The organism is Pseudoxanthomonas sp. SL93, from assembly GCF_026625825.1.
Lineage (GTDB): Bacteria > Pseudomonadota > Gammaproteobacteria > Xanthomonadales > Xanthomonadaceae > Pseudoxanthomonas_A.
The window spans coordinates 2,913,869-2,927,817 of sequence record NZ_CP113065.1; the positions used below are offsets into that span (position 1 = coordinate 2,913,869).

The following is a 13,949-nucleotide window of genomic DNA, read 5'->3' on the forward strand; positions in this document are numbered from 1 at the left end:
TTCGCGCTTTGTCGCGGTATCAGCCCGGGCTGAAGCCGATGGTGCGACGCGTGGTGACCGGCGAGTCCAACGGTTCGAACTTCCAGCGACGCACGGCGTTGAGTGCTTCGCGATCGAACACGCGCGCAGGCGTGGCGCGCACGACGCGGGCGTTGGTGACCGAACCATCGGTGCCCACGGTGATTTCCACCAGCACTTCGCCGCTGGTGCCCGAACGCAGTGCTTCCGGCGGGTAGCGCGGGGCGGGCGTGCTGACCGCACGCAGCGACTGCGCCGCGGTTGCGGAGGCAGCGGCCGGCGCGGCGGAACGGGTGGCGGCGGCGGCGCGTTCGGCGGCTTCGCGTTGCGCAGCGGCCGTGCGTTCGGCGGCCGCACGACGTTCGGCTTCCTGTCGGGCGGCTTCCTGCTGCTGCGCGAGCTGCTGCGCGGCGGCGGCTTCGGTTGCCTTCTGCTGCTCGGCTACCTGGGCCAGGCGCTGCTGTTCCTTCAGGCGCGCTTCTTCCTGTTCCTTGGTCTTGGCCTCGGTATCCACGGCGCGCTGCGCCACGGCTTCCTGCGAGGTCGCGATGCTCTGCTTCAGGCGCGGCAACGCCGGCGCCTTCGGGTCGGCCTTCTCGATGATCGCGGACAGGCGCTGCGCTTCGGTGAACTCTTCGCGGGCGATGCTCTGTTCGGCGGCGATCAGCGTGTAGGGCAGCAGGTCGGTCAGCGCGCTGGTCACGCCCGGATCATTGGGCAGCTTGTCGCGCAGGGCCAGGTAGTACTCCATGGCGTTGTCGCCACCGGGTGCGTAGATGCGGTTCTCGCGCAGCGCCTTGGTGGCGGCTTCGCGCAGCGCGTCGGCGTCCATCGCCTGCACCTGGGCGGAGACCGCCGGTGGTGGTGGCGTGGCGACGGCGGGCGTGGCAGCAGTGCCCGCGGCGGGCGCAGCCGCATCTTCCTTCTTGGAACAGGCCGCCACGGCGACCACCAGCAACAACGGCGCAACGAGGCGCGCGCGCCGGGACATAAAGACTAAGGACATCGTTTCAACTCCCCCAAAAGCTCTTCGAATGATGACGGCATTCCCCAATGCGCGTAGAACGCGTCATCCGGGCGCTTTTGTCAACCATGGCATGCACTTGCGATGTCGCCCGCCGTGCGGGCACGCCATTGCAACTGCCTTCCCGGCTGGCGCCAGCCTGACCTTCGTGATGCCGGCCCGAGGCGGACATCCGCCCGTGCGCCGACCGGGTACCCCTACCCGGGCACCAGAGTACGCCGGCCACGAACCACAATCTTTTGATGTTGGTCACAGTTTTGCGTCGGTGCGCGCCGGCGCGCGACGATCGGCGATGCGGTCGGCGTCGGAGCCCTACTTGCCGATGCAGAACGTGGAGAAGATGTGGCCCAGCATGTCGTCCGGAGAAAGCCGGCCGGTGATCTCGCCCAGTGCGTCGTGCGACAGCCGGAGCTCTTCGGCGGCCAGCTCCAGGTGCTCGTGTTCCAGCTGGGCGGCGGCGTGCCCGGCATGCTCGAGCGCGCGCTGCAGGGCTTCGACATGGCGCGCGCGCGCCGAGAATTCGCCGTCGCTGCCCTCGCCCGCGTGGTCGCCTGCCAACGCCCGCAAGCGGTCGTGCAGTCGGTCCAGGCCGAGGCCGTGCGCTGCGGAGACATGGACCACGTGCGGGGTGTCGTCCGGCGGGACGGGCAGCAGGTCGACCTTGTTGTGGATCCAGAGCACGGTGGGCACGCGCGCGATCTCCGCGGCCACGGCGGCACGGCCGGCGTCCTGGTCGCGCGCGTCCACCACGACCAGCGCGACGTCGGCGCGCTCCAGCTCCGCGCGGGCACGCCGCATGCCTTCGCGCTCGATGGCGTCGCCACCGTCGCGCAGCCCGGCAGTGTCGACCAGATGCAGCTCCAACCCGTCCAGGCGGATGGTCTCGCGCAGCGTGTCGCGGGTGGTGCCGGCCACGTCGGTGACGATGGCGCGGTCGCTGCCGGCGAGCGCATTCAACAGCGAACTCTTGCCGGCGTTCGGTGGACCCACGATGACCGCATGCAATCCGTCCCGCAGCTTGCGGCCACGCTCGGCTTCCTGCAGCAGTTGCGCAAGCTGGGCCTGTACGGCGGCAAGCCGGTCGCGCACCTGGCGTCCGCCCAGCGTGTCCAGCGATTCATCCGCGAAATCGATGGCGGCTTCGACATGCACGCGCAGCGCGATGAGCTGTGCGCCGATCGCATCCACCCGACGGGAAAACACGCCGTCCAGCGATCGCCGCGCCGCGCGCGCGGCACGCGTATCGGCCGCCGCGATCAGGTCGGCGATGGCTTCGGCCTGGGCCAGGTCGAGCTTGCCGTTGAGGAAGGCACGTTCGGAAAATTCACCGGGGCGCGCGGGCCGCGCACCCAGTGCACAGGCACGCGCGACCAGGTGTTGCAGCACGACGGGGCTGCCATGCGCCTGCAGTTCCACCACGTCTTCGCCGGTGAAGCTTCGCGGCGCAGGGAACGCCAGCACGATGCCGTCATCGATGATGCGCTCGTCGGCGTCATGGAACCGCACATGGTGTGCGTGGCGCGGGGTCAGTGCCGCGCGCGCGCACAGCGTGCGTGCGATGCGCAGCGCCGCGGGGCCGGACAGCCGCACGATGCCCACGCCACCGGCTCCCGGTGCGCTGGCGATCGCGGCGATGGTGTCCTGAGCGACGGTCATGGCGTGCGGTGGAAGGAAGGGACGCTAGCGTACCGGAAACACGAAGCCCGCCTGGCGGCGGGCTTCGTGGCGTTGCGGGGAGCGGGATTACTTCGCCACGCTGGTCTTCGGCGTGGCCGGCTCGCCGTGGCGCTTGGTCATCCACCACTGCTGCAGCAGGCCCAGCGCGCCGTTGGTGACCCAGTACAGCACCAGACCGGACGGGAAGAACGCCATCATCACGCCGAACACCAGCGGCATGAACTGCATCATCTTCTGCTGCATCGGGTCCATGCCCGGCGCCGGCGTCATCTTCTGCGTCAGCCACATGACCAGCATGTTGAGGATCGGCAGGATGAAGTACGGGTCGCGCGCGGTCAGGTCCTGGATCCACGCGAACCACGGCGCCTGCCGCAGCTCGACGGTTTCCACCAGCACCCAGTACAGCGCCAGGAACACCGGCATCTGCACGAGGATCGGCAGGCAGCCGCCCATCGGGTTGATCTTCTCTTTCTTGTAGAGCTCCATCATGGCGACCTGGAACTTCTGCTTGTCGTCGCCGTAACGCTCCTTCAGCTGCTGGATGCGCGGCTGGAACTTGCGCATCTTGGCGAAGCTCTTGTACTGCGCCGCCGACAGCGGATACAGCACCAGCTTGACCAGGATCACCAGGCCGATGATCGACCAGCCCCAGTTGCCGATGAAGCCGTGCAGGAAGTTCAGCACCCAGAACAGGCCCTGGCCCAGCAGCGCGAGGATCGCGAACTGGCTGTAATCGACCACGCGGTCGATGCCGGGCGCGTTGATCGCCTGGATCTTGTCGACCAGCTTGGGACCCACCCACAGGCGCGCGGTGGTGGTGGCTTGTTGGCCGGGGCCGACGTTGACGCCAGGGCCCATCTCGCGGATCAGCGCGCGCGCGCCATTGTTCGGGTTGTCCAGCGAAATGACGGTGGTGTCGTCGGTGCTGGGAATCCACGCACTGAAGAAGTGGTGCTGCAGGATCGCGATCCAGCCACCCTTCACCTGCTGGTCCACGCGCCCGTCTTCCACATAGTCTTCGTCGAACTTGCGGCGCTGGTACTTGCCGTCCTTGTCCCACCAGGTGGCGCCGTTGAAGCTGAAGGATTCCGGATTGGTCATGCCGCTCTTGATCTGCGGCGGCGTGCGCAGCAGCTGGCGGTAGACGGTGCCCTGCCAGGTGCCCGCGCCGGCGTTGACGACCTGGTCCTGGACCGTGATCTCGTAGCTGGCGCGCTTGAAGGTGTACGTGCGGCGGATGGTCACGCCGTCGGGACCCTGCCACACGAAGGGCACGCTGACGCTGTCCGCGCCGTCGGGCAGCACCACGTCGCCGGCGCCGTTCTCGGGCCTGAAGGCATGGTGATCGGGCGCCTTCGCGGCGTTGCTGACCCAGCCGCTCTCGGCGGTATAGAAATGCTGCGGGTCTTCGCTGAAGAGACGGACGGGGCCGCTGCCCGGCGTCCTGCTCTGGGGATAGTGCAGCAGGTCGGCTTCCAGCACGCTGCCGCCATCCAGCACCAGGCGCAGCACATCGGTTTTCACGGTGACCCGCGGTGCCACCGCGGCCTGGGCGGTAGCGGCCGGCATGGGCGCGACGGTCGGGGCACTCGGAACGCTGCCCGACGTCGCCGCGCTCGGCGTGGTCGCGGCGGGCACGGTGCTGCCGGGAGACACGCTTGTCTGGGCAGGCACCGCCGGCGCGGCGGGCGCTGCCTTCTCCTTGCCCCACTCCATCCACAGCAGGGTGGCCACCATCAGCCAGGCGAAGATCAGGAATACACGGGTCTGGTTCATCAGGCAGGCGGTCTCAACCGGCGTCGGATACCGGTTTGGTCGAAGAAGAAGGAGTGGGTGGCGGCGCGGGGGAATTCAAGCCCGGCGGCATTGTGCCGCCCGCCGCCGGTGGCGGCAATGCGCCGGCACGCGACAGCACGCGCACGAACGTGGCACGCAGCTGCGAGGCGGTGGCCTTGGCCGCCGGTGCGCGCGCGACGATGACGTAGTCGCCGCCGGGCAGCTGCGCACGCAGCTGGCGGAAGTGTTCGCGCAGCTGGCGTTTGATCCGGTTGCGCATGACGGCACGCGTATCCACCTTGCGCGACACCGCCAGGCCCAGGCGCGCGGGCGCGTCACCGGCGAGCCAGTGCAGGCTCATCAGCGGGTCGGAGGTGCGGCGGGCCTGTTCGAACACGCGCGCATAGTCGGCACGTGCCCGTACCCGCGCGTGACGCGGGAAACCGGTGCTCATTTCAGCAAGAAGCCCGCACGTGGACGCGCGGGCTCCTGGTGATGCAGTGAACGCATTGAAGCTTTGGCCGCGGAGAGCGGCCAAGCCATCAGGCGGTCAGGCGCTTGCGGCCCTTGGCGCGGCGACGCGACAGGATCTTGCGGCCGTCGGCGGTCTTCATGCGGGCACGGAAACCGTGGTCGCGCTTGCGCTTCAGATTGCTGGGTTGGTAAGTGCGCTTGGTGGCCATGGGGCCCTCGGGCGTGTTGGCGGGTGGAAAGAACCGGAAATTCTATAGGAACCCGCGGGTTACGGTCAACTGGGATGTGGCAGGGGCGACAAACGCCCCGGATTCACACGCGCCGCCGCTGCGCCTTCCCCATTCATCCACATGTTATGCACAGGATCATTGGCGGGTCCCGGCCGCGGTGGTAGGCTGGCCGACCCCATAACACCCGGCCCGCGATGTCATCGACACCGCGCGGCGGCCTGTTCCACCCCCATACGCGAGTTGCTTCACCTGATGGATGCCTGGCCCCGTTGCCTTGAACGCCTTGAAGCCGAATTGCCGGCCGAGGATGTACACACCTGGTTGAAGCCGTTGCAGGCCGAACAGCGCAGCAACGCCATGGTGTTGTACGCACCCAATGCGTTCATCGTCGAACAGGTGCGCGAACGCTACCTGGGCCGCATCCGCGAACTGCTGGACTACTTCGCCGGCCACGATGACGTGTCGCTGGAGATCGGTTCGCGCAGCAAGCCCACCGAGACCCTGGTGCCCGCCGCCACGAATGGCGCCGTGGGCACCTCCGCCTACGTGGAGCCGTTCGCCGGCAACCTGGACACGCACTACACCTTCGACAACTTCGTCGAGGGCCGCAGCAACCAGCTGGGCCGCGCGGCGGCCTGGCAGGCGGCGCAGAAGCCGGGCGACCGTTCGCACAACCCGCTGCTGCTGTACGGCGGCACCGGCCTGGGCAAGACGCACCTGATGTTCGCCGCCGGCAACGAAATGCGCCGGCAGAATCCCAATGCCCGCGTGCTGTACCTGCGCAGCGAGCAGTTCTTCAGCGCTATGACCAAGGCGCTGATCGAAAAGTCGATGGACCAGTTCAAGCGCCGCTTCCAGCAGGTGGACGCGCTGCTGATCGACGACATCCAGTTCTTCGCCGGCAAGGACCGCACGCAGGAGGAGTTCTTCCACACCTTCAACGCGCTGTTCGACGGCCGCCAGCAGATCATCCTGACCTGCGACCGTTACCCGCGCGAAGTGGAAGGCCTGGAGCCGCGGCTGAAGTCGCGCCTGGCCTGGGGCCTGAGCGTGGCGATCGATCCGCCGGACTTCGAGACCCGTGCGGCCATCGTGCTGGCCAAGGCGCATGAGCGCGGCGCGCAGATTCCGGATGACGTGGCCTTCCTGCTGGCCAAGAAGATGCGCAGCAACGTGCGCGACCTGGAAGGCGCGCTCAACACGCTGGCCGCCCGCGCCAACTTCACCGGCCGCGCCATCACCACCGAATTCGCGCAGGAAACCCTGCGCGACCTGCTGCGCGCGCAGCAGCAGGCCATCAGCATCCCCAATATCCAGAAGACCGTGGCAGACTACTACGGTCTGCAAGTCAAGGACCTGCTGTCCAAGCGGCGCACGCGTTCACTGGCGCGTCCGCGGCAGGTGGCGATGGCCTTGGCCAAGGAACTGACCGAACACAGCCTGCCGGAAATCGGCGACGCGTTCGCCGGTCGCGACCACACGACCGTGCTGCACGCCTGCCGACAGATCCGCACCCTGATGGAAGCGGATGGCAAGCTGCGCGAGGACTGGGACAAGCTGATCCGTAAGCTCAGCGAGTAATCGCGGATCGCCCCGTTGCGTTTCCGCGTTCACGCGGTCTTCGGGTCCTGGCGTTCACGTTGTCCGGCAAGGGAGGGTGATCCGTGCGTGCGCGCCAAAGGGGTTCCTGCTTCGCCCGCGTCGCCGGTTTCCTCATCGGGGTCGGGGTTGTTGCTTCAGGCCGCCGCCGCACCTTGTGGCGATACTGTAGGCAGGGCCGCGAACCGGGGCAACGCATAACATCGTGGACAAGCAGGCCTGCCTTCTGTGGATAAGATGTGCGTGGATTCGGGCCGGAAAGTTGTCCACAGGTTTCTGCATAGGCACACCCGACCCTGTCCACCGGGTTGCGGGAAGAGAAAATCAAACGAATTCATAAGGTTATGTAGGTTTTCCCGGATTTCGGGCCCTACCATCACCACCAGCTTTTAAGCTTTTAGTCTTTAAAAATCCAAAGCGAAGGGGCCCCAACACTCATGCGTTTCAGTCTGCAGCGCGAAGCTTTCCTCAAGCCCTTGGCCCAGGTGGTCAACGTGGTCGAACGCCGGCAGACCCTGCCGGTACTGGCGAATTTCCTGGTGCAGGTGCAAAACGGGCAGCTCTCGCTGACCGGCACCGATCTGGAAGTCGAGATGATCGCGCGCAGTGCGATCGAAGATGCTCAGGATGGCGAGACCACCATCCCTGCCCGCAAGCTGTTCGACATCATTCGCGCGCTGCCGGACGGCAGCAAGGTGACCGTCAGCCAGACCGGCGACAAGGTCACGGTGCAGGCCGGCCGCAGCCGCTTCACCTTGGCCACCCTGCCCGCCAACGATTTCCCGTCCGTGGACGAAGTGGAAGCGACCGAGCGGATCGAAGTGCCGGAAGCGACGCTGAAGGAACTGATCGAGCGCACCTCGTTCGCCATGGCCCAGCAGGACGTGCGCTACTACCTCAACGGCCTGCTGTTCGACCTGGCTGACCGCACGCTGCGCTGCGTGGCCACCGACGGCCATCGCCTGGCCCTGTGCGAAGCGCAGCTGGAAGGCGCCGCGGCATCCAAGCGGCAGATCATCGTGCCGCGCAAGGGCGTCACCGAACTGCAGCGCCTGCTGGAGGGCGGCGACCGTTCGCTGGAACTGGAAGTCGGCCGTAGCCACATCCGCGTGAAGCGCGACGATGTCACCTTCACCTCCAAGCTGATCGACGGCCGTTTCCCCGACTACGCCGCCGTGATCCCGATCGGTGCGGACCGCGAGGTGAAGCTGGACCGCGAAGTGCTGCGCGCCGCGCTGCAGCGTGCCGCCATCCTGTCCAACGAGAAGTACCGCGGCGTGCGCGTGGAAGTTTCCCCAGGCCAGCTGAAGATCAGCGCGCACAATCCCGAACAGGAAGAGGCGCAGGAAGAGATCGAGGCGGATACCAAGGTTGATGGCCTGGCAATCGGCTTCAACGTGAACTACCTGCTCGACGCGCTCTCCGCGCTGCGTGACGAACACATCGTCATCCAGCTGCGCGACGCGAACTCGTCGGCGCTCGTGCGCGAGGCCAGCAGCGAGAAATCGCGTCACGTGGTGATGCCGCTCCGCCTCTGATCGGATCCTGTTCCACGTGGAACACGTCTTTCGCCCGGCCCCGCGCCGGGCGAACTCGTTTCAGGGCTCGGGATAACCGTGTCCGTCCAGCAAAGCGGGATAAAATCCCTGCATGTTTCCCCTCTGCCCTTGCCACGACATCCCGTCCCTTGCCGATCGTCCCGTGCTGAAGGACCGTGATCCGTGCAGGTGACCCGCCTTGGCGTGGCAGGACTGCGCCGGTTCCAGCAGATCGAGATGGCTCCCGGTCCCGGGCTCAATCTGGTGACGGGCGACAACGGGGCCGGCAAGACCAGCCTGTTGGAAGCCCTGCACCTGATGGCCTACGGGCGCAGTTTCCGGGGCCGCGTCCGTGACGGACTGGTCAGCACGGGGCGGGATGCGGTCGAGATCTTCGTGGAATGGCAGGAACAGACGCTCACCGGCACCCCCTCCCTCCGTACCCGCAAGGCGGGTCTGCGACATACAGGCCAGACCTGGACGGGGCGGCTGGATGGGGAAAATGTTCCCCAGCTGGGCGATCTGTGTGCCGCGCTGGCCGTCGTCAGCTTCGAGCCCGGCAGCCATGCGCTGGTGACTGGAGGTGGCGAGCCGCGACGCCGGTTCGTGGATTGGGGCTTGTTCCACGTGGAACGTGAGGCCGAGGGCGGTGATTTCCTCCGGTTGTGGCGCCGTTATGCGCGCGCCCTGAAGCAGCGCAATGCCTTGCTGAAGTCGCGGACAGGTGGTAGCCAGCTGGATGCCTGGGATCATGAGCTCGCCGAAGCCGGGGAGCCGCTGACCGAGCGGCGACAGGCCTATCTCGACCAGCTGCAAGTGGGCCTGGGGGACGTGGCCACCGAGCTCGTGCCCATGCTGGGGCAGGCCACGTTGGAGTTCCAGCCAGGCTGGCGCCGCCACGAGGTTTCGCTGGCCGACGCCCTGCTGCTCGCCCGCGAACGTGACCGTGCGGCAGGCTACACGTCGGTGGGTCCGCATCGCGCCGACTGGCGGATCGATTACACGGCCACTCCGCAGCGTGAAACCCTGTCGCGTGGCCAAGCCAAGCTGACTGCCCTCACCTGCCTGCTGGCGCAGGCCCGCGACTTTGCCTCACGCCGGGGCGAATGGCCGGTGATCGCACTGGACGACCTGGCATCGGAACTGGACCGCAACCATCAGCGGCGGGTACTGGAGCGCCTGCTGGCTAGCGGCGCACAAGTGTTCGTCACCGGGACGGAACCCCCCGCAGGCATGGCGGGCATGGAGGCGCCCCTTACGCTGTTCCACGTGGAACAGGGGGCCATCCGCCCCCTGTAGCGGACGTCCGGCCTTCAGGGGCTGCCTCGGGCGCGGTGCTATAATTCGAACCCGAACCCAATAGCAAATGCGCGGCGCCGGCCACCCTGGCCGCACCGCCCGGGGCTATGCAGCCGACCAGAAGCGAATGACCGACGAAACGATTCCTGTACCGAACGGCAACTACGACTCGAGCAAGATCACCGTCCTGCGTGGCCTGGAAGCGGTCCGCAAGCGTCCGGGCATGTACATCGGCGACGTGCATGACGGCACCGGCCTGCACCACATGGTGTTCGAAGTCGTCGACAACTCCATCGACGAAGCCCTCGCCGGCCATGCCGACGATGTGGTGGTGAAGATCCACGAAGACGGTTCGGTCTCGGTCTCGGACAACGGGCGCGGCATTCCGGTTGACATCCACAAGGAAGAAGGCGTTTCCGCGGCCGAGGTCATCCTCACCGTGCTGCACGCCGGCGGCAAGTTCGACGACAACAGCTACAAGGTTTCCGGCGGCCTGCATGGCGTGGGCGTCTCGGTGGTCAATGCCCTGTCCGAGCACCTGTGGCTCAACATCTGGCGCGACGGCCACCACTACCAGCAGGAATACGCGCTGGGTGAGCCGCTCTACCCGCTCAAGCAGCTCGAGGCGTCCGACAAGCGCGGCACCACGCTGCGCTTCAAGCCGGCGGTGGAGATCTTCAGCGACGTGGAGTTCCACTACGACATCCTGGCGCGCCGCCTGCGCGAGCTGTCGTTCCTCAATTCCGGCGTCAAGATCACCCTGATCGACGAGCGCGGCGAAGGCCGCCAGGACATCTTCGAATACGAGGGCGGCATCCGCAGCTTCGTCGAGCACCTGGCGCAGCTGAAGACCCCGCTGCACCCCAACGTCATCTCGGTCACCGGCGAAGCCAGTGGCATCGTGGTGGATGTCGCCCTGCAGTGGACCGACGCCTACCAGGAAACGATGTTCTGCTTCACCAACAACATCCCGCAGAAGGATGGCGGCACCCACCTGATCGGTTTCCGTGCCGCGCTCACGCGCACGTTGACCAACTACATCGAACAGAACGGCATCGCCAAGCAGGCCAAGGTCAACCTGTCCGGCGACGACATGCGCGAAGGCATGATTGCGGTGCTGTCGGTGAAGGTGCCGGACCCCAGCTTCTCCTCGCAGACCAAGGAGAAACTGGTCAGTTCCGAGGTCAGGCCGGCTGTTGAGAGCACGTTCGGTGCACGTTTGGAGGAGTTCCTGCAGGAACACCCCCATGAAGCCCGCGCCATCGCCAGCAAGATCGTCGACGCCGCCCGTGCCCGTGAAGCCGCGCGCAAGGCCCGCGACCTGACCCGCCGCAAGGGTGCGCTGGATATCGCCGGCTTGCCCGGCAAGCTGGCCGACTGCCAGGAGAAGGATCCGGCGCTGTCCGAACTCTTCATCGTCGAGGGCGACTCCGCAGGCGGTTCCGCCAAGCAGGGCCGCAACCGCAAGAACCAGGCCGTGCTGCCCTTGAGGGGAAAAATCCTCAACGTGGAACGCGCGCGCTTCGACCGCATGCTGGCCAGCGCCGAAGTCGGCACGCTGATCACCGCGCTGGGCACGGGCATCGGCAAGGACGAGTACAACCCGGACAAGCTGCGCTACCACCGCATCATCATCATGACCGACGCCGACGTCGACGGTTCGCACATCCGCACGCTGCTGCTGACGTTCTTCTACCGTCAGATGCCGGAGCTCATCGAGCGCGGCCACATCTACATCGGCCTGCCCCCGCTCTACAAGCTGAAACAGGGCAAGCAGGAGCTGTACATGAAGGATGATGCGGCGCTCAACGTCTACTTGGCGAGCAACGCGGTGGAAGGTGCGTCGCTGATTCCCGCCACTGGCGAACCGCCGATTTCCGGCGAGGCCCTGGAGAAGCTGCTGCTGGTGTTCACCACCGCCCGCGACACCATCGCCCGCAATGCGCACCGCTACGATCCCATCCTGCTCGAGTCGCTGATCGACTTCACGCCGCTGGATGCCGCGCACCTGCAGCAGAACATCGACGAACGCCACGAACTGGATGCACTGGAAGCCAAGCTCAACCGCGGCAGCCTGGGCAGTGCGCGTTATGCCTTGACCCTGCAGGCCGCCACCGAGCAACGCCCCGCCGCGCTGCTGTCCACGCGCAAGCACATGGGCGAGGAGCTGGTGCAGGTGCTGTCGCTGTCGGCGTTCGAAACCGGCGAACTGCGCCCGCTGCGCGAAGCCGCCGCCCTGCTGCATGGCCTGATCCGCGAAGGCGCGCAGGTCATCCGAGGCAACAAGGCGCAGGCCGTGGCCAGCTTTGCCGATGCGCAGGCGTGGTTGCTCGAAGAAGCCAAGAAGGGCCGCAGCATCCAGCGCTTCAAGGGCCTGGGTGAAATGAACCCCGAACAGCTGTGGGACACCACCGTGAATCCGGAGACGCGTCGCCTGCTGCAGGTGCGCATCGAGGACGCCGTCGCCGCCGACCAGATCTTCAGCACGCTGATGGGTGACGTGGTGGAGCCGCGACGTGAATTCATCGAAGACAACGCGCTGAAGGTTTCCAACCTCGACGTGTGACGCCGCGCGAATGAGCGAGGTGCGCCCCCTGCCCGACGCCATCGACGCGGCGCCGGCCGCCCTGCCCCTGCGCAGCGTGCTGCCGGCCTTCGTCCTCGACGTGGTGCTGGCCATCACGCTGTCGTTCTCGATGCTGATGCTGGGTCTGTTCGGTTGGGCAGCTTGGCAGGGAGTGCAGCTCGCGCAGCGGAATGGCGGCGCACTGGATGCGCAGGCCCTGCAGGCGCAGCTCGGTGCGCCACCGGTTCTGTTCCTGATCGTCATGACGCTGGTCAGTACCGGCGGCACGGCGCTGTTGCTGTATGTCTGGCGACGACGCGCGACTCCGGTCGAGCGGCGAGCGTCCTTCAACCGACTGCGACACCACCGTACATGGGTGTGGGCGCTGGTGGCGGGGCTGGCGACGTTCCTCTTCAGTTCGCTGATGAGTGCCGCAGGGCGTGCACTCGGCCTGGATCTCGAACCCAGCAACCTGGACCTGATCCGGGAGGGATTTGCGCGGTATCCCGTGTTCCTGACGCTGTTCGCCGTGATGCTGGCGCCGTTGTACGAGGAACTTCTGTTCCGGCGCGTCCTGTTCGGACGGCTCTGGCAGGCCGGCTGGCCGGTGTTGGGCCTGGTGCTGAGCAGCCTGGTCTTCGCGCTGGTCCACGAGCTCCCCGGCCTCAACGGCAAACCCATGGCCAGCACGGTGTTCCTCATCCTGGTCTACGCCGGCATGGGCGGGATGTTTGCGTGGGTCTATCGCCGGACGCAGACGCTGTGGGCGCCGATCGCAGCCCATATCCTGAACAATGCGATAGCGCTGGCTGTCTTGCAGGTTTACGGCAGCGCGCCGGTTTAATGTGATTGACGAAAGTTTAAGATCGTCTTGCCCACACTGGCTGCGTACTCAAGACGCCTAAGGGGGCAGGCATGAAACCCATGATTCTCGCGACAGCCATTGCGCTGGGCCTGACCGCCTGTGCCACCACCACGTCGCCCACCGGGCGCACGCAGATGGTGGGCGGCGTGTCGCAGGCACAGCTCGACCAGCTGGGTGCGCAGGCCTTCGCCGAGACCAAGGCCAAGGAAACCCTCAACCGCGACGCACGCCAGAATGCGTACGTCACCTGCGTGGTCAATGCGCTGGTGCGCCAGCTGCCGCCGGAACAACGCAACGTGGCTTGGGAAACGGCGGTTTTCACCGACAACGAACCCAATGCCTTCGCGCTTCCGGGGGGCAAGGTCGGCGTCAACACCGGCATCTTCACCGTGGCGAAGAACCAGGACCAGTTGGCGGCCGTGATCGGCCATGAGATCGGCCATGTGATCGCGCGCCACCATGAGGAGCGCATCACCCGCCAGATGGGTGCGCAGGCAGGCCTTGGCGTACTGGGTGCCTTGGCAGGTGCGCGTTACGGCGAAGGCGCCGCCAGTACCGTGAACCAGCTCGGTGGCATGACCGCGCAGGCGGCGTTTCTGCTGCCCGGATCCCGCACCCAGGAAAGCGAAGCGGATGTGGTCGGACAGCGTCTGATGGCACAAGCCGGCTTTGACCCCCGCCAGGCGGTCGGCCTGTGGCAGAACATGATGGCTGCCAGCGGCGGACGCTCGCCACAATGGCTGTCGACGCACCCGGATCCCGCAAATCGCATCCGTGAGCTCGATCGCGACGCCCCCTCCCTCGTCCCCACCTACGAGGCGGCCCGCAGGGCCGGAAACACCCCGAAATGCGGCTGACACACGCCCCGGTATTGTTGCTTCGC

At 66.6% G+C, this 13,949-nt stretch carries 11 protein-coding genes; 6 read left to right on the forward strand and 5 right to left on the reverse strand.

The features are described from left to right. Window positions 1-19: 19 nt before the first annotated feature. From OVA13_RS13650 to rpmH, 5 genes are all read right to left on the reverse strand, one after another. Complete coding sequence (locus OVA13_RS13650; protein WP_267791013.1) at window positions 20-1,024, reverse strand: energy transducer TonB; 1,005 nt, start codon at window positions 1,022-1,024, stop codon at window positions 20-22. Window positions 1,025-1,354: 330 nt separating this feature from the next. After that, on the reverse strand, window positions 1,355-2,698 hold the full coding sequence (gene mnmE / locus OVA13_RS13655; RefSeq protein WP_267791014.1) for a tRNA uridine-5-carboxymethylaminomethyl(34) synthesis GTPase MnmE: 1,344 nt from the start codon (window positions 2,696-2,698) through the stop codon (window positions 1,355-1,357). A gap of 87 nt (window positions 2,699-2,785) precedes the next feature. Next, on the reverse strand, window positions 2,786-4,495 hold the full coding sequence (gene yidC / locus OVA13_RS13660; protein WP_267791015.1) for a membrane protein insertase YidC: 1,710 nt from the start codon (window positions 4,493-4,495) through the stop codon (window positions 2,786-2,788). A gap of 13 nt (window positions 4,496-4,508) precedes the next feature. Beyond that, window positions 4,509-4,949 carry a ribonuclease P protein component gene (gene rnpA / locus OVA13_RS13665; RefSeq protein ID WP_267791016.1) on the reverse strand — a complete coding sequence of 147 codons (441 nt, stop codon included), beginning with the start codon at window positions 4,947-4,949 and terminating at the stop codon, window positions 4,509-4,511. 88 nt (window positions 4,950-5,037) lie between these two features. Then, window positions 5,038-5,178, reverse strand: a complete 141-nt coding sequence (gene rpmH, locus OVA13_RS13670) for a 50S ribosomal protein L34 (protein WP_097123437.1) — start codon at window positions 5,176-5,178, stop codon at window positions 5,038-5,040. A gap of 273 nt (window positions 5,179-5,451) precedes the next feature. Between rpmH and dnaA the strand changes: the two genes are divergently transcribed. The 6 genes from dnaA to OVA13_RS13700 all read left to right on the forward strand — a co-directional run bounded on the left by dnaA (window position 5,452) and on the right by OVA13_RS13700 (window position 13,923). Next, window positions 5,452-6,780, forward strand: coding sequence for a chromosomal replication initiator protein DnaA (dnaA, locus tag OVA13_RS13675; protein ID WP_267791017.1), 1,329 nt, complete (start codon window positions 5,452-5,454; stop codon window positions 6,778-6,780). 455 nt (window positions 6,781-7,235) lie between these two features. Beyond that, window positions 7,236-8,336 (forward strand): DNA polymerase III subunit beta, encoded by a 1,101-nt coding sequence (gene dnaN / locus OVA13_RS13680; protein ID WP_267791018.1) that lies wholly within the window; start codon window positions 7,236-7,238, stop codon window positions 8,334-8,336. Between the two features lie 183 nt (window positions 8,337-8,519). Next, window positions 8,520-9,635 carry a DNA replication/repair protein RecF gene (gene recF, locus OVA13_RS13685; protein WP_267791019.1) on the forward strand — a complete coding sequence of 372 codons (1,116 nt, stop codon included), beginning with the start codon at window positions 8,520-8,522 and terminating at the stop codon, window positions 9,633-9,635. 127 nt (window positions 9,636-9,762) lie between these two features. Beyond that, on the forward strand, window positions 9,763-12,201 hold the full coding sequence (gene gyrB, locus OVA13_RS13690) for a DNA topoisomerase (ATP-hydrolyzing) subunit B (RefSeq protein ID WP_267791020.1): 2,439 nt from the start codon (window positions 9,763-9,765) through the stop codon (window positions 12,199-12,201). A 10-nt stretch (window positions 12,202-12,211) separates the two neighbouring features. Further along, a complete protein-coding gene (locus OVA13_RS13695; RefSeq protein WP_267791021.1) occupies window positions 12,212-13,045 on the forward strand; it encodes a CPBP family intramembrane glutamic endopeptidase in 834 nt (277 codons plus the stop codon). A 71-nt stretch (window positions 13,046-13,116) separates the two neighbouring features. Beyond that, the gene (locus OVA13_RS13700) at window positions 13,117-13,923 is read left to right on the forward strand and encodes a M48 family metallopeptidase (RefSeq protein WP_267791022.1); all 807 of its coding nucleotides are present in this window, start codon (window positions 13,117-13,119) and stop codon (window positions 13,921-13,923) included. Window positions 13,924-13,949: the final 26 nt, after the last annotated feature.